We start from the raw sequence: 16,205 nt of genomic DNA, 5'->3' as shown, positions 1-16,205 counted from the left end.
ACAACCATGAAAAGATCAAAATTTATCGCCATTTGCCTTAGTGCTTGTGTGGTAAATTCTCTCTATGCAGTAGAGAAAGATAATAACGAAACCAAGCTAGATGGCGTCGTAGTAAGTGCGAGTGGCTTTTCGCAACAGATAAAAGAAGCCCCTGCAAGTATCAGCGTGATAAGTGGCGATGAGCTTACAAAAGATAGCTTTACCTCACTTCACTCTATTGCTCAAAAGGTGCCAGGCGTAAATGTCGTTGGCGGCGAGGACGGAGCAGCTAGCGGTATCTCGATACGTGGCATGGAAAAATCTCAAACGCTAGTTTTAATTGATGGCAAAAGGGTAAATTCAAGTAGCGCAAATCCAAAGGGCGGAGCAGGGGATATGAACTCAAATTTCATCCCGCCAGCCGAGGCGATCGAGCGTATAGAAGTTATCCGTGGGCCGATGAGCTCGCTTTATGGTAGCGATGCAGTCGGCGGCGTCATCAACATCATCACCAAAAAAGACTTTTCAAAATTTAGAGGCAATGTCGGCATCTCAACCACGATAAACACGCATAAGGGCATAGGAGACGGCAGACAGGGCGATTTTTATCTAAATTTACCACTTTATAAAGATCTTCTTGCTCTTCAGCTTTGGGGCTATAAAAAGCTAAGAGATGAGGATAATTACAAAGGCGGCTACCAAAAGAGCGATAAGAGAAATTTAAGTGCGAAACTTTGGATCACTCCAGATGAGCACAATAAATTTTTCATCCTTGGCTCAAGTGAAAAACACGACTACTCGCGAACAGTCGGCAAAACAGCCACTATAAAGACAAATAAGCTTTTAAACGCTTACGACTACGAAAAAAAGAGTTACGGAGTGGGCTACCTTGGCGAATTTGATAACCTAAATGCCGATATCAGCTACATCTATGATGAGACGCAAAGAACGAGCCTTTTTGACAGCCTCATACCTGCAAAAGTTAAAAATCACAACTTTAACTCAAAATTTACAACCTTTCTTGGCGCTCACGCACTAACTTTTGGCTATGACTTTAGCAAGCAAAATGTAGGCACGACCTTCATCGTCTCAAACGCTTCAAAAAACGGCTTAAAAGACCCAAAGACCTACTCGATGAGTGAGCATGCGGGATTTATCGAAGATGAGTGGCAAATTTTAGACGAAAAGCTCTTTTTAACGCTTGGCTCAAGGCTCACTCACAACGAATTTTTTGGCAACCACCTCTCGCCAAGAGCCTACTTAGTCTATAACGCCACAGATACGCTAAGCCTAAAAGGCGGCGTGGCAACCGGCTATAAAACACCTAATGTCAATCAAATTTCTCCAGAAGTAGGCACTATCCAAGGTGGCTGGAGGATAGTTGATTTTGGTAACAAAGACCTAAAGCCAGAAAAGAGCACGACTTATGAAGTTGGAGCATATTATGACAATCAAGCTGATTTTAGAGGCTCGGTGACGCTTTTTAGAAATGAATTTAAAGATAAGATCCTAGACACCGACGGCAGTAATGTAAATAAAATTCCAGCCTTTGGTCCTTGCCCACCAAGCGCAAAAATCCCAAGTGTGGGTTGTCCTGGCTGGGGAACTTACTTTAACATCGAGGGCGCGACCGTTTGGGGTGTGGAGCTAAGTGGTGACTATAACATCCTTTCAAATCTAAATTTAAGCTCAAACTATACCTATAATAAGTCAAAGATAAAAACTGGCAACCCAACGATAAACACGCCAAGAGGTCCTATGAAATTTAGCGAGACAGACCTAGCTAGACTTGATGGCAAAAGCCTAACAGCAACGCCAGAGCACACACTTCACGCCACGCTTACATATAAGCCTGTAAAAAGCGTCAAGACTTTTTTTGGCGCAAACTACGAGAGCAAGCTAACAAGCGTAAATTTTGGCGCTGGCAACAGAGTAAGAGAGAACACAAAAGACCTACTCACCTTCGATACAGGCGTCAGTTGGGATGCAAACAAGCACCTAACGCTTAGCCTAAATGCCTACAATATCTTTGATAAAGTAAGATACGATGAGGCGCTAGCAGACGACGGCAACTACTACTGGTATCCGCAAGAGGGCAGGAGATTTTGGTTTAAGGTCGCTGCAAAATGGTAAGAGCCTTTAAATTTTTGCTTTTTATGCTTGGTGTGACGCAAATTTTGCACGCAGGGCCTAGCCAAACACCTGAGCCATTAAGCGAGAAAGCCGCTAGTAAATTTGAAATTTCAACCTTTAAAATGAGCGCAAATGATGAAATTTATAAAATTTTCACAGCCAAGCTAAAGGGGCAAGATGAGTTTAAAAATGTGCTTTTCTTACTTGACGCAAACGCCCAGTTTAACATGCTCTTAAACAAATTTGACGCCACGACTGCACCGCTAATAATAGGCATAGGATATGACACAAACAAAAGCTACGAGATAGAAAAACGCACAAGAGATCTCACGCCAAAGGCAGAGGGCGAGGAGTTTAGCAAAGGTGGTGGCGCAGATGCTTTTTACCACTTTTTAACTAAAAATTTAGTGCCGTTAATTGATCAAAAATTTAACGTGCAAGACAGCCAAAAAAGCCTTTATGGACACTCTTTTGGCGGCCTTTTTACGCTCTATGCCTTGCTTAAAAATGATGGCATTTTTACAAATTTCTTTATCGCTTCGCCATCTCTTTGGTGGGGCGAGTCTGAAATTTTAAAGCAAAATGTGAGTGAGGGTAAATTTAAAGAGAAATTAAAAGCCAAATTTGTCTTTCTTAGCGTTGGTGAGCTTGAAAAGAGAAAGGGCAAAACGGATAAAGCTGGCATTTTAAAGGCGAGTGATTTAGCTCAAATTTTACAGCAAAGTGGCGTAAATTCTCACTTTGAACTTTTTAAAAATGAAACCCATGGCAGCGTCATACCTCTAAATTTAAAAGAGCTTTTAAAATATCTAAAGGATTAAAAATTTAAGGCTATTTTTGTTAAAATCCGCCGCATGAGAGTAGATAAATTTTTAAACGTAGTAAATATCACCAAAAGGCGTGCCGTTAGCGAAGATATGTGTAAAAGTGGCGTTGTGAGCATCAACGGCGTGCAGGCAAAAGCGGCTAAAGATGTCAAGATCGGCGACGTTATCACTATCAAATTTCTAGCTCGTGAGGCGAGATATGAGGTGCTAGCGATCCCAACTACAAAGAGCATACCAAAAAGCGCTCAAAGCGAATATGTAAAAGAGCTTTGATGGTTTTTGAGCTTTTAGAAAATGAGCTTAATGAGCTTGTGCGGGTGCTACCAAAAAGTGGCGTGGTGCTACTAAGTGGCGATTTAGCAAGTGGCAAAACGACGCTTGTAAAGGCGATTATCAAAGCGCACGGCATAGATGAGAGCGTGACGTCGCCGACATTTTCTTTGATGCAAATTTACGGCAAAGATATCTACCACTACGACATTTACCAGATCGGATTTGACGGGATGGCAAAAAATGGCCTTTTCGAAAATTTATTTGAAGAGGGCCTTCATCTAGTAGAGTGGGGCGATGAAAATTTAGAAAAAGCTCTAAAGAAAAACGGCGAGAGCTATACGTTAGTAAAAATTTCTCCTAGCAAAAATGGCAGAAAATACGAGGTTATAAGTGCATAAACTAGAAGTAAAAGATCTAAAAAAGACGATTAAGAAAAGTGAGATCATAAAAGGCATATCTTTAGAGGTAAATAGTGGCGAAGTGGTGGGGCTTCTTGGGCCAAACGGCGCTGGAAAGACGACTACTTTTTATATGATCTGCGGGCTCATCTCGCCAACTAGCGGAGATGTCTTTTTAAACGACGAAAAGATCACAAACGTCCCGCTTCACAAAAGAGCGCACCTTGGCATTGGCTATTTACCGCAAGAATCAAGCATATTTAAAGAGCTAAGCGTAGAAGAAAATTTACTCCTTGGCGCTGAAATACTAAATCAAAGTAAAGAAGATATCTCTAAAAGAGTAAATGAGATGCTAAATATGCTAAATATCGAGCCTATCCGCCTAAGAAAGGGCGTTAGCCTAAGTGGCGGCGAGCGCAGACGCTGTGAGATCGCTAGAAGCCTCATCATAAAGCCAAAATTTTTACTGCTCGATGAGCCATTTGCAGGCGTCGATCCTATCGCAGTTAGCGATATCCAAAGCATCGTTAGAGACCTTAAAAAGCTAGGCATAGGCGTTTTGATAACTGACCACAACGTCCGTGAGACGCTAGCCATTTGCGACAGAGCCTACGTCATCAAAGATGGCTCGCTGCTAGCAAGTGGCAGTGCGAGCGAAGTAGCGAACAACAAGCTTGTTAGAACGCACTATCTTGGCGAAGAATTTAAGCTGCTTGAGTAGATGATGCTAAGGCAAAAGCAAACTTTAGCGCCAAAGATCAAACTAAACCAAACGCTAAGAAGCTGGCTTCCTATCCTTCAAAGCGGGCTTGATGAGCTAAAAGAGACGCTTGAGCCTTTTATAAAAGAAAACCCTTTTGCCACGATCGAACATAAAAATTTAGAAAAAAGCGAAAAAAGGCGAAATTTTTTCGAGCAGGTTAGCAAAAACTCGGTTAGCGAGAGCATCGAGGCTTTAAGCATCTATAAAGAAAGCCTCTATGAAAAGCTAATTAGTCAGATCAATCCACCACTTTTCCCCACGCAAAAGTCCCAAGATATCGCATATAAGATCATTGAGTGTTTAGATGACGAGGGCTATTTTTCTTATGATGATGAAATTTTTGCGGGCTTTTGCGAGAGCGAAGTGGAGCGAGTAAGGGCTAGATTTGCCTATCTTGAGCCATGTGGCGTGGGAGCAAAGGATATCAAAGAGAGCTTTTTGTTTCAGCTTGGCGAGATCGAAACTAGCGATGAGATCAGGCAGAGTGCTAAAAAAATCATCTTAAATTTTGAAAATATAGAAAAGCTTAGAAAGCTTAAATTTTACGACGACGCACTAAAAATAATAAAGAAATTTAAAAATCCTCCGGCGATTGAATATCTAGAAGAGGCTAGCCAAAAGGTGCCTGATATCTTTGTGCTAAGCACCAGTAGTGGCATTAGCGTGCAGATAAATGACGATTATTATCCTGAAATTTCGATTGACACCGAGGGATTAGACGAGAAAGAGGCCTTTGTAAGCTCACGCATAAAAGAGGCAAGCGAGCTCATAGACGCTCTCGAGATGAGAAAGGCGACACTTTATAAGATAGGGCTCATGATAGTTGAGTATCAGTACGACTACTTTTTGGGTGGCGACATAAAGCCTATGAAGCTAAAAGACCTAGCAGACGAGCTTGGACGCAACCCTTCAACCATCTCAAGAGCCATCGCAAACAAATATCTAAGCTCTCCAAGAGGCACGGTCGCACTTAAAAATTTCTTTGCAACTGGCTTTGACGAAGAGACTTCAAACGCCGCGATAAAGGAATTTTTGCTAGAGCTTATCAAAAATGAAGACCATAAAAAGCCTCTTTCTGATCTAAAAATCCAAGAGCTCATTCAAGCTAAATTTAACATCCAAATAGTTCGCCGAACCATCACAAAATACCGCAAAATTCTAAACATCGGCAGCTCAAGCCAGCGAAAAAAGATCTATTATATAAACGGCTAGCTACCACTCATTTATGGCAAAAAGTGTGGCTTTACGCATCTGCGTAAAAAGCTCACTGCTAAGCTCATCATACTCTTTGCCTCGTTTTTTATGCTGCGCCCAGCCCGCTGCGTCGTCGTTCCAAGAGCCCATACCGCCAAAGACATCGGCCGCACTTGCCGCAGTAAAAAGGGCTAAATTTAGCTTTGGCATAAGTGGCGCGTTTAGAACATTTTGCTCTATATTTTCTGGCTCATTTAGCGCTTTTAGCCCTTTTCTAAAGCAGTCGCCAAAGTTCTCACACTCTATCTCATCTGCAAATTTAGTGATCCTTGTTAGGATATCTTTAAACTCCAAAGTGTTGTCACTAAATTTTTGAATTTCTGGCGTGCCATTTAGGATAAATTCTTTATAGACTATATCCCAGCCCTTTTTATCTTCTTTAAAGCTCCAGTGCGGCACAAAGTAGCTCATCTTCTCTTTATAAATGCAAAGAATCGACTTGTAGCTTACATTTGAAAAGCCTTGCAGCGAGCGCTCCTTTGAAGAGAGAGCCAAATTTGTAGCAAATTTCACGTCGCTTAACCCAAGCTTTTTTGCCTGCATAAACCACTCATTTATGCTAGCTTGCTCGCTTTTTTCTGGCTCTCCCTCCAAAATATAGTCAAAAACTAGGCTTTTTATAAATTTTTCGCTTTTGTAGTTTAGCTCTAAATTTGACTTTAGAGCTTGCTTTATGGAGGCTACTATAATGCAAGCGTTAAAAACTTCACCATTCATTTTTGCTCCTTTTTTGAGATATTTTATTAAAAGAAGTATAAATTTATCTCTTTAAGGATTGCAAGCGAAAACTTCAGTTTTTTATAGTAAAATAGCCAAAAATTTCAAAGAGGCAAAATGGATTTTAATGAGATTGATAAGCTGATAAATACGCTTAAGAAAAACTTGGAAGTTATCGAAAACAACGGCGTTGTCGAGCCTGAGACAAAGATCGATGCGCTTACTTTTAATAAAAATGTCGAAGAGATCAAAAAAAGACTTTATAACACAACAGACGAGGGCAGTTTTTTTAAAAATGTCTTTAACACTGAAGATTACTACGAAAACATCAGCTCATACCTCGAGCAGACAAACAAAAGCCTATACTACAAGATAGAAAAGGCTGGCGTGAGCCTAAAGACTAATCAAAACCTACAAGAGAGCCTAACAAATATCTCAAACATCATGCAAATTTTGGTTGCTGAGTATCAGATACAAAACAAAAAAAAGAAGAAAAGTATCTTCTCAAGAAGTGGCGATACAGCGATGATAAGAGGGCTACTTGCCGAGCTAATGGAATTACAAAATAGGATGAATAAAATTTTACATCTCGACTCTCAGATCGTCTCAAACGTCGTTTTGGAAAATTTTAAAACTATCTACACATTTTTTTATAACTGCATAAGGGTTGCCAAACAAAGGGGCGACGAACTACTTTTGGTTGAGATCGCAGGCATCACAGATAGGATCATCGAGATGATCAGGCCAGTGCTTTCAGGCAAGAGCCTAAAGACAAACGAGCTTATCTATCACTACCTCATTTACGAGCTACGAGAGCTAAAAGCCTACGCCATAGGCGAAGATCTAGCTTAAAATTTTATCCATTATCTCTTTTGCCCCATTTGGCAAAAGGATATCTTTTAGAGCTTTGCTACTTTTGTTTAGATCAAAGCTCTCGATCATTTTTATGACTTCGTCTTTGTCTAAATTTTCGCTATTTTGCAGGCAAATTTCAGCTATGCCTTTATCTTTTAGAAATTTAGCGTTATAAAACTGGTGATTGCCAGCAGCGTAAGGAAATGGCACAAAGATAGATGGTAGGGCGTTTGCGCAAAGCTCCCAAAGTGAGCTAGCTCCAGCTCTTGATATGGCTAGATCAGCCTCACTCATCTTCTTTTCTATCTCTTTGCTAAAGTCAAAAATTTCTAAATTTGCCTCGCTAAAGCCAAGCTCATCATATCTTTTTTTAAGCTCGTCAAGGGCGTTTTTACCGCATTGATGAATGATTTTTATCCCTTTTTCTTTAAGATATGGGGCTAAATTTATAGCTAGCTCATTTATCGCTTTTGCACCTTGTGAGCCACCTAAAAATAGTATCGTTTTTAGCTCGTCTCTAACTCTTTGGCTTTCAAAAAATTTATTTGCCACAGGATAAGGGCAGGGCGAGAGCTCATCATAAGAGCTAAAAAAGCCCTTTGCGTATGGCTTTAAAATTTTATTTAGCTTGCCAGTTACGGCATTTTGCTCGTGAATGAAAAGTGGCGTTTTTGAGATGATGGCTGCTATGGCTGCTGGCGCTGCTGAGTAACCTCCCACGCTAATGACTGCTTTAACGCCATTTTCTTTAAAAATTTGCCTACACTTTAGAGCTAGGCTTATAATGTTTGTTAGTGATTTTAGCTTGGCAAGACCTCTTTTATTTACGACGCCACTACTCGGTAAGAAAAATTTTTTTGCAAATTTATCATCATTTTCAAACCAAAATTTATCCTGACCACTAGTTGAGCCAATGAAAATAGGCTTTATGCCTCTCTTATTTAGCTCCTCGCAAAAGCTTCTAGCGATCGCCAAATGCCCACCAGTGCCGCCACCACAAATAACTATCATAGTTTCGCCTTTTTACTAACCATCAAGACCATGCCGATGCCGATGCATATAGCAAGCACGGAGCTGCCGCCATAGCTCAAAAATGGCACCGCGATACCTTTTATCGGAGTGATCGACGTGATGCCGTAGCTATTCATCAAAAATGAAAACGACAAGATAAGCCCGATACCAAGCGAGAATAGATGATAGACCTTGTTTTCGCTCCTGGCTGAAATTCTAAATATCCTATAAAGTAGCGTGATAAAGATCGCTGTGATGCACAAAATACCAAAAACACCGACCTCTTCAGCTATGCCAGCTAGCACAAAGTCCGTATGCACCTCGCTTAAAAAGCCAAGCTTAAATATCCCAGCTCCAAGCCCCTCGCCAAAAAACTCGCCATGCTTGATCGCATTTAGTGAGTGAGAAATTTGATATGGCTCTGGCGCGTCTGCCACTCTAAGCACGTTTGCTACGCTATCTGGTAAGAAAGAGAGAACCATGTTTTGTATCGTGCCCCACCATGACTTTATACGTAAAATTCTGTGCTCAGAGCTAACTATCGCCACCGTCATGACAAAGGCAGCGCCTAATATACCGATACCAAAGAGCCTTACGCTAGCCCCTGCAAAAAGCGCCATCGTCACAAAAGTAAGTGCCAAAACTACAACCTGACCAAGGTCGTTTTGCATAACGGCGATAAGAAAGATAGCGATACCAAAAAGAATGATATAAGGCAAAAGTATCTTTAGCTCAGCCATCAAGGTTCTCTTACCGTCGCTAAATTTTCTAGTAAAGCTCCATGCTAAAAAATAGACAAAACCAACTTTGAAAAACTCAACAGGCGCAAGTGAAAAGCCAGGCAGTCTGATCCAGCGTCTAGCACCTCCAGAGTCAGTCACCATCGAAGCTGGCAAGGCGTGCATGAGCCCCATAGCGATACCACACGAGATAAGAAGCCCAAAGCCTATCCAAACTAGCGCTTTGTCGGGATTTAGCCTAGAGAGCCACCACATGAGAAAAATTCCTATGCATCCGACTGCAAACTGGCGGATGAAAAAGTGAAATTCGTCGTAGTTAAAAAACAAAACTGTAAAAACTGGCAAAGATAGTGAGAAAATGATACTTATGGCGATCAAAGTCGCGCAAAGATAGAAAATAACCTTATCAACTGCCAAATTTAGCTCCAACTTTAAAATGAGCCAAAGTATAATAAAAAACGGCTTACAAAGATATTATTTGCTATAATTGCAGGCTTTAAGGATGGGCATGAAGATAGGTATATTTGACTCGGGGATTGGCGGACTTAGCGTCTTAAACGAAGCTTTAAGTAAGCTTAGCGAGCATGAATTTTTATATTATGCAGACGTGAAAAATGTCCCATACGGACAAAAGAGCAGGGATGAAATTTTAAAATTTAGCTTTGACGCGGTTAAATTTCTTATAGAAAATGGCGCAAAAGCTGTCGTGGTAGCTTGTAACACAGCGACAAGTGTGGCGATAAAAGAGCTTAGAGCAAATTTAAGCGTGCCCATCATCGGTATGGAGCCAGCTGTAAAAAAGGCTCACGATCTAAGCCATGATGACGCCCTAAAAACGCTTGTCATCGCCACTCCAGTCACCGTAAATGGCGCAAAACTAAAAGAGCTGATCACAAATTTAAACGCAAAAGATAAAACCGAGCTGCTTGCTCTGCCTCGCCTTGTAAATTTCGCTGAAAAGGCTGAGTTTGAGAGTAAAAACGTGAAGTCATATCTAAAAGAAGAGCTAGGTAAATTTGATCTAAGTAAATTTGACTTTTTGGTGCTTGGCTGCACACATTTTAACTATTTTAAAGATAGCTTAAGAGAAATTTTACCTTCAAACGTAAGCATAATAGACGGCAACGAAGGGACGGTAAAGCGCCTCATAAGCGAGCTTAAACTTCAAATTTCAAATATAAAATTAACTCCAAATATAAAATTTTTCTACTCAGGTAACGAGGTGTGCGAGCAAAGCGAGCTAGAGAAAATTTCAAGAAATTTAGCTCGCTTAGAAAAAATAAGAGCGATCAACTAAGCTAAATTTATCTAAAAATTTAAGCCAAATTTAGCAAAATACACTAAATTTTATGTATTTTTATATGTATTATTTCTTTCTTTGCTTTACTATATATATAGCACTTATTACCGCAACCACAGTTAAAAGGGAGATCGTGATAGTTAGAAGTGTCTGTTTGTCTGGATTTGAGCCTAGAAAGTAACCAATTCCAAGCAAAACCGCACACCAAACCCCAGCACCAAGTGTGGTAAATAGGCAAAATCTAAAAATATTCATCTTAGCAAGCCCTGCTGGCAGGCTGATATACTGACGGATTCCAGGGATGAGGCGTGAGTTAAAGGTTGAAATTTCGCCGTGTTTATTAAAAAATGCTTCAAATTTATCCATCTTTTCGTGAGTGATGCCCACAAATTTGCCGTATTTTAAGATGATCTCACGTCCAAAAAAGTAGCAAAGATAGTAGTTGAAAATAGCTCCAAGCAAGCTACCAAGCGTGCCTGAGATAAAGGCAAGCGCTAGGCTCATCTCGCCTTTGTGGGCTAGGTATCCAGCTGGTATCATCGCCACTTCGCTTGGAAATGGAAAAAATGAGCTCTCTAAAAACATCATCACAAATATGCCAGCATACCCCCAGCTACTCACGCTTGAAACGATAAAATCAATAATGTCATGTAGCATTTTTACTCCGAAATTTATCTTAAAGTGAGGCATTGTAGCAAAGTGCCGCTTAAGCATTTAGGTGTAAAATTATTAAAAATTAATAAAAATAAAAATCCAAGCTTATTAATAAAGAGAAAAATTATCTACAACAAAAGCTAAGAATATAAAAATTAGATGTAAGGATAGTACTAAAAAAGCTTTATGTTAAGCAAATATAAATATCTAGCAGATATAATTTTATGACATTAAAAGTTGAGGAGAAAAAATGGCATTTGAAAATGCGATTATCACAAAAGAGGATGATGAAAAGTATGGGCTAAGTAAAATTTACTACAAATACAATCCACCGTATAAAGATTTTATAAATAAGCAAAAATGGACCATCGACAAAAGTAGAGATTGTTGGATGTGGTGTCTTTTAAATTTCCCTAGTGATGAGTATGATCATGCCCTTAGCACAGAGACTTTTTGGATACTATATTACGATAATAGAATACTAGAAATAACTATGGATTATGAAATTATTATAGATAAAACTCAGAAAAAATTTCATAGGATCTGGAAAATTTTAGATATAAAACCAAGTCATACGCCAAATCTTAGTAAGCAAGATATTTTGTGTCTTCTAAAAGAAATTTTAGAGGTTTATAGAGATCGTGATTTGTTTGGGGAAGAACCAAACTATACTATGGAGTTACAGGATTTAACCGACAATAAGGAAAAATGAGATGATTGGATTAAGTTTAGAGCAAGCAAATGCTAGACTAAAAGATGTTGATTCGCTTAACGATATTCTTGATATCTTAAAAGAGATTGATATTTCTTCATGCGGAAAAACAACCGTATTGTATAGTGGTATAGATAGAAAAATACAACCAAATTTATATGATGCCCTTAATAGTTTTAAAAGAAATGATAATTTTAGAATGATTGATAAAACAACTGTTGCCAAGTTTTTAACAATAAGCGGCGAAGAGGCAAATCATATATTATTGGAAACTATCGAAAAAATTTTTAAAAAAGAAAATCCAAATTTTGATATAAAAGAAGACCTAATAAAAAAAGACGGCTCCCTCGTTAAAAATTTTCTTTATGGAACCTATAATGGTGCTTGGGATACAGTATCTAAACGCTTCACTTCTGTAACCAATGGGGAAATAATAATATTAATAGGAGACAATGCTCTTACAAATAGAACATTCTATCAAACCGAACTTCCTGAGATTATAAAAAATGAAAATATAACTAAAATTAATGGAATGGATAAATTAGAATTTATATCCAAGCTAAATACCAACGATACAGACATAAATAAGCTAAATTATCTAAAAGACAATTCTAAAGAATATTATATTAATAATATAACCAAAAACAATAATATTTCATCCTTTGATATTGTAGAAGAATTTTTAGCCACTATAAAAGAAGAAAATTCAGGCGTTAGTGTTAGTGAAGACGTATTAGATTATATATTGCAAAATAATTATAATGAAAGCATGTCCCATCAATTTTATAATTCTACAACCAAATACCCAAATAGCTATGATAAGCCGGATGTTAACTCAATTGCAAACGAAGTTTACTTTGGTCACAATATAAACAATACATCTTTTAAACCCCCACATATAGAAATAGAAGACAAATCAAAAGCTCTAGTTGATATAATGTCTGAAGAAAACAAAACAAAATTAAATGCTACAGACGATAAAGAAGAAAAACAGAGAATTAGAAGACAATAAACAGCATTTTTAGTTTTAAAACTACATAAATAAATATATCTTGACTATAAGTTAAAAATATTAAAATATTAGGAGAAGAAAATGGCATTTGAAAATGCAATTATCACAAAAGAGGATGATGAAAAGTATGGCCTTACTAACATTTTTCTTAAATATAATCCATCTGATAACGTTTTGCCTGATCAATGGTATTGGGTTATAGACAAGGAGCGCGACTGCTGGCTTATGGAGAGTGGCTTTTTCCATGATCCAAAGGTAGATCATGGATATCTTTCAAAAAGCCTATGGATACTTTATTATCAAGGTGAAATGTTTGAAATCATACTAGAAAATGAGCTATATAATAAAACAATAGACCATGTATCTTATGATAAAGTATGGCTTTTATTAGACGTAAAGCCGATTACTGATAGCTCATTAGTCATTGAGGAAATTTTTGCGCTACTAAAAGAAATTCTTAATGTTTATGGGTTAGGTGGTGCATGGAGACAGACCAAATCACTAAACTACAAAGTGATACTATTAGATAAATTAGAAAGACGACTTTGACAAAAATAGCGCTCAAACAAGCAAAATACAAAGATGTAGCTCTCTTTGAAGTGTATAATAGCCAAAGATAAGTAAAAAATAGAGAGGATTGTTTAGTTGTGAAAACCATTTTATTTTGGCTATTTACGGAGATACAAAGCAAAGAACTTGGATTTGTTGCCATTAGGTGTAGCGCAGCTTTAGAAAACTTAAGAAATTTTAGTAAGCTTAAATTTCTAATCGCTTTGCTTTGTTTATTTTGTTGTCTTAACATTAGTATCACAAACAAATTTGATTATTTTGTATATAGCTTGGCCTATTTGATCATTGAGATATCATTACCATTGTTTATTCTTTATATTTTTATAGATAAAAACAGCATTCTAAAAGATATCAATACCTTAAAAATAGACTTAATACCACATCTTATGATAATTCTTTCAGGCTGCTTTTTGATATTTATATACATATATGCAAAAGAATATTTTTTATATTTTTTATTGATAACGCCAATATTATTTTTTGCTTTTGTTATTAGAAGCATAAATTTTATTTTATTTCATATACCAATTTGTGCCAAATTTTTCTCTGATTTCATTGAAATGTTTGTTTATAGAAGCTTTAAATTTGATCTTTTCATATATCCATTTTTATTGATTTTAATAATATTTTTGTATGACAAAGCAAATAAAAATTTAACTCAAAAAAGATAGATAGGGCGAAAGCTCGCCCCGTTTTTAAAATGCAGGTATGACTTCGCCTTTGTAGCGAGTGATGATGAAATTTTTAGTATCAGGGCTAAGAACCGCATCAACTAAAGCTTTGATCTTAGGACTCTCTTTGTTGCCAGCTCTTGTGACGATGATGTTTGCATAAGGGCTGTTAGCGTCTTCAAGTAAAAGTGCGTCTTTTGCCACGCTCATGCCAAGATCAAGGACGAAATTTGTGCTAATAGCAGCGATATCGACATCATCAAGTGTCCTTGGGATCTGAGCACCTTCTAGCTCGACAAATTGTAAATTCTTAGGATTTTTAGTTATGTCATTTACAGTTGCAACTTTTACGTTTTTATCGATCTCTATAAGACCAGCTTTTTCTAAAATTCTAAGCGCTCTGTTGCCATTTGACGGATCGTAAGCGATCGCCACTTTTGCGCCATCTTTTAGCTCTTTGATATCTTTTATCTTTTTAGAGTAAAAGCCAAGTGGCTCGACATGCACGCTCGCAACGCTTACAAGATGCAGGCCTCTAGCCTTGTTTTGCTCCTCAAGATATGGCAAATGCTGAAAGAAATTTGCGTCTAAGCTGCCATCTTCTGTGGCGACATTTGGTATCGAATAGTCTGAAATTTCAGAAATAACAAGGTCATAGCCCTTGTCTTTTAGCTTTGGTTTTACAAATTCTAAAATTTCAGCGTGTGGCACAGGTGAGACGCCAACATTGATAGTGTGGTCTTTGTCGGCTGCGTAAAGGCTTAGAGCAACTAAAGATGCGGTTAAAAGTTTGATAAATTTCATTGTTTTTCCTTTTTTGATTTGATTTAAAGCGACGCTAAAAAGGTAAAAGCTTTTACGTCGCTTTTATAAATTTAATTAAAACGCTGGGATGATAGCGCCGTTATACTTTGTCTCGATGAATTTCTTAACTTCTGGTGAGTTGATAGCTTTATCAAGAGCTTTAGTTTTAGGACTGTTCTCATTGCCAGCTTTTACAACTACGTAGTTTACGTATGGGCTATCTTTACCCTCGATCACAAGCGCGTCTTTTGTTGGATTTAAATTTGCATTTAGCGCGTAGTTTGTGTTGATAACTGCAATAGTAACGTCATCAAGCGTTCTTGGCACTTGAGCAGCCTCGATCTCTTCAAATTTAAGCTTTTTAGGGTTATCAACTATATCAAGCGGAGTTTTTAGCGGGTTGTCATTTAGCTTGATAAGTCCAGCGCTAGCTACGATATCAAGTGCGCGGCTCTCGTTTGTTGGGTCATTTGGGATAGAGACCACTGCGCCATCTTTTAGCTCTTTTATATCTTTAATCTTTTTAGAATAAACTCCCATTGGCTCGAGATGTACGCCAACTGTTTTTACAAGGTGAGTGCCTTTGTTTTTGTTAAATTCTTCAAGATATGGGATGTGTTGAAAGAAGTTTGCGTCAAGGTCGCCGTCCTCTGTCGCAAGGTTTGGCGTGGTGTAGTCGTTAAATTCTTTGATCTCAAGAGTGTAGCCATCTTTTGCCAAAATAGGCTTTACAACCTCTAAAATTTCAGCATGTGGGATAGGTGTAGCACCGACGATTATTGTTTTTGACTTGTCAGCAGCATTTGCGCTAACGCTAAGGCCTAGGGCAACTAAAGAGGTAAGAAGTAGTTTTTTCATTTATTATCCTTTTTTAAAATTTGCCAAGCACCAAAAAAGGATAAATTTAAGCTAGAAGGTTAAATTTCTTTTTAAGCGCTTAAGCTTTTTCTAAGCACTTAAAAAGAAATTCTGTGCTTAGAGATTAGTCTTTCGACGACGCGTTTTTTAGTAGGCGGCACATCTGGCACATATCTGATTTCATCTTTTGTCCTTTCAGCTAAAATTAATTCGGCAATTTTAAGTAAAAAAGTTTAAAAAAAAATAAATTTTAGAAATTTATCTTAGACTTTTTATGACACCTCTTGCATTTTTTGAGTTTTTGGCTGCTTTTTCCTCTAAAATATTTTTTAAACATTCCAAAAAATTTGGCAAACAGCAAATATCAACCGAGTAAAAAACATTAAGTCCAGACTTCTCGCTTTTTAAAATTCCCCCATTTTTTAATACCCCAAGATGCTTTGAAACCGTTGCTTGTTCTTTATTTAAAAGCTCACAAATTTCACCTACGCTCATCTTTTTATCACCCAAAACCTCAACTATCCCGATCCTAACAGGATGAGCCAAAACTCTCATAAATTCGCTTTTTAGCGCAAGAATATCAACATATTGCATTTTTATACCTTTTTTATGATTTTAACTTAAAAGAACTAAATTTATACTTGACTATATTCCTATATTAGTATATAATCATA

The 16,205-nt window shown here is 37.8% G+C and carries 19 protein-coding genes; 12 read left to right on the top strand and 7 right to left on the bottom strand.

Translation table 11 applies throughout. From position 1 onward, the window contains the following. The first annotated feature begins 6 nt into the window (after nt 1-6). From G6W42_RS07555 to G6W42_RS07530, 6 genes are read left to right on the top strand one after another with little or no spacing between them, the layout of a single operon-like run. Complete coding sequence (locus G6W42_RS07555) at nt 7-2,112, top strand: TonB-dependent receptor domain-containing protein (RefSeq protein WP_194173544.1); 2,106 nt, start codon at nt 7-9, stop codon at nt 2,110-2,112. Continuing rightward, nucleotides 2,106-2,933, top strand: coding sequence for an alpha/beta hydrolase (locus G6W42_RS07550; RefSeq protein ID WP_194173543.1), 828 nt, complete (start codon nt 2,106-2,108; stop codon nt 2,931-2,933). The genes G6W42_RS07555 and G6W42_RS07550 overlap by 7 nt, the downstream gene beginning before the upstream one ends. A 33-nt stretch (nt 2,934-2,966) precedes the next feature. Next, complete coding sequence (locus G6W42_RS07545) at nt 2,967-3,212, top strand: RNA-binding S4 domain-containing protein (RefSeq protein ID WP_002940508.1); 246 nt, start codon at nt 2,967-2,969, stop codon at nt 3,210-3,212. Continuing rightward, a complete protein-coding gene (tsaE, locus tag G6W42_RS07540) occupies nt 3,212-3,610 on the top strand; it encodes a tRNA (adenosine(37)-N6)-threonylcarbamoyltransferase complex ATPase subunit type 1 TsaE (RefSeq protein WP_103595874.1) in 399 nt (132 codons plus the stop codon). The genes G6W42_RS07545 and tsaE overlap by 1 nt, the downstream gene beginning before the upstream one ends. Continuing rightward, nucleotides 3,603-4,331, top strand: coding sequence for an LPS export ABC transporter ATP-binding protein (lptB, locus tag G6W42_RS07535; protein ID WP_002940487.1), 729 nt, complete (start codon nt 3,603-3,605; stop codon nt 4,329-4,331). Before tsaE ends, lptB begins: the two co-directional genes overlap by 8 nt. 3 nt (nt 4,332-4,334) lie before the next feature. Continuing rightward, nucleotides 4,335-5,585: an RNA polymerase factor sigma-54 gene (locus G6W42_RS07530; RefSeq protein WP_242042722.1), complete on the top strand. Its 1,251-nt coding sequence runs from the start codon at nt 4,335-4,337 to the stop codon at nt 5,583-5,585. Here the strand turns inward: G6W42_RS07530 and G6W42_RS07525 are convergent, their stop codons facing one another. Further along, complete coding sequence (locus G6W42_RS07525; protein ID WP_194173541.1) at nt 5,586-6,344, bottom strand: RNA polymerase subunit sigma; 759 nt, start codon at nt 6,342-6,344, stop codon at nt 5,586-5,588. 117 nt (nt 6,345-6,461) lie between these two features. Here G6W42_RS07525 and G6W42_RS07520 point away from each other — a divergent pair, with 117 nt between their 5' ends. Continuing rightward, complete coding sequence (locus tag G6W42_RS07520) at nt 6,462-7,196, top strand: imidazole glycerol phosphate synthase (RefSeq protein WP_103646946.1); 735 nt, start codon at nt 6,462-6,464, stop codon at nt 7,194-7,196. On the opposite strand, the gene murG is transcribed toward G6W42_RS07520, so the two are convergent. Then, nucleotides 7,188-8,210, bottom strand: a complete 1,023-nt coding sequence (gene murG, locus G6W42_RS07515; protein WP_194173540.1) for an undecaprenyldiphospho-muramoylpentapeptide beta-N-acetylglucosaminyltransferase — start codon at nt 8,208-8,210, stop codon at nt 7,188-7,190. The genes G6W42_RS07520 and murG overlap by 9 nt on opposite strands. Continuing rightward, nucleotides 8,207-9,367, bottom strand: coding sequence for an FtsW/RodA/SpoVE family cell cycle protein (locus G6W42_RS07510; protein WP_009293817.1), 1,161 nt, complete (start codon nt 9,365-9,367; stop codon nt 8,207-8,209). Before G6W42_RS07510 ends, murG begins: the two co-directional genes overlap by 4 nt. 91 nt (nt 9,368-9,458) lie before the next feature. Here G6W42_RS07510 and murI point away from each other — a divergent pair, with 91 nt between their 5' ends. Further along, nucleotides 9,459-10,247, top strand: a complete 789-nt coding sequence (gene murI / locus G6W42_RS07505) for a glutamate racemase (RefSeq protein ID WP_194173539.1) — start codon at nt 9,459-9,461, stop codon at nt 10,245-10,247. Between the two features lie 69 nt (nt 10,248-10,316). Here the strand turns inward: murI and G6W42_RS07500 are convergent, their stop codons facing one another. Continuing rightward, nucleotides 10,317-10,907 carry a DedA family protein gene (locus G6W42_RS07500; RefSeq protein ID WP_194173538.1) on the bottom strand — a complete coding sequence of 197 codons (591 nt, stop codon included), beginning with the start codon at nt 10,905-10,907 and terminating at the stop codon, nt 10,317-10,319. Between the two features lie 247 nt (nt 10,908-11,154). Here G6W42_RS07500 and G6W42_RS07495 point away from each other — a divergent pair, with 247 nt between their 5' ends. The 4 genes from G6W42_RS07495 to G6W42_RS07480 all read left to right on the top strand — a co-directional run bounded on the left by G6W42_RS07495 (nt 11,155) and on the right by G6W42_RS07480 (nt 13,869). Beyond that, nucleotides 11,155-11,616 (top strand): hypothetical protein, encoded by a 462-nt coding sequence (locus G6W42_RS07495; RefSeq protein WP_194173537.1) that lies wholly within the window; start codon nt 11,155-11,157, stop codon nt 11,614-11,616. A gap of 1 nt (nt 11,617) precedes the next feature. Further along, entirely contained in the window at nt 11,618-12,628 is a 1,011-nt protein-coding gene (locus G6W42_RS07490; RefSeq protein ID WP_194173536.1) for a hypothetical protein, read from the top strand. 81 nt (nt 12,629-12,709) lie between these two features. After that, nucleotides 12,710-13,177: a hypothetical protein gene (locus G6W42_RS07485; protein ID WP_194173535.1), complete on the top strand. Its 468-nt coding sequence runs from the start codon at nt 12,710-12,712 to the stop codon at nt 13,175-13,177. A gap of 98 nt (nt 13,178-13,275) precedes the next feature. Next, nucleotides 13,276-13,869: a hypothetical protein gene (locus tag G6W42_RS07480; RefSeq protein ID WP_194173534.1), complete on the top strand. Its 594-nt coding sequence runs from the start codon at nt 13,276-13,278 to the stop codon at nt 13,867-13,869. 24 nt (nt 13,870-13,893) lie between these two features. Here G6W42_RS07480 and G6W42_RS07475 read toward each other — a convergent pair whose 3' ends face one another. The 3 genes from G6W42_RS07475 to G6W42_RS07465 all read right to left on the bottom strand — a co-directional run bounded on the left by G6W42_RS07475 (nt 13,894) and on the right by G6W42_RS07465 (nt 16,125). Further along, a complete protein-coding gene (locus G6W42_RS07475) occupies nt 13,894-14,673 on the bottom strand; it encodes a MetQ/NlpA family ABC transporter substrate-binding protein (protein ID WP_194173533.1) in 780 nt (259 codons plus the stop codon). Nucleotides 14,674-14,748: 75 nt separating this feature from the next. Further along, entirely contained in the window at nt 14,749-15,531 is a 783-nt protein-coding gene (locus G6W42_RS07470; protein WP_002940462.1) for a MetQ/NlpA family ABC transporter substrate-binding protein, read from the bottom strand. A 258-nt stretch (nt 15,532-15,789) separates the two neighbouring features. Then, nucleotides 15,790-16,125, bottom strand: a complete 336-nt coding sequence (locus tag G6W42_RS07465; RefSeq protein WP_103599125.1) for an ArsR/SmtB family transcription factor — start codon at nt 16,123-16,125, stop codon at nt 15,790-15,792. Nucleotides 16,126-16,205: the final 80 nt, after the last annotated feature.

Origin of the sequence: Campylobacter concisus (genome assembly GCF_015230015.1) — a bacterium.
GTDB classification, from domain to species: Bacteria; Campylobacterota; Campylobacteria; order Campylobacterales; family Campylobacteraceae; genus Campylobacter_A; species Campylobacter_A concisus_AF.
Note: the sequence above shows the minus strand (reverse complement) of the source record. Positions and strands in the feature narration are given on the sequence as shown.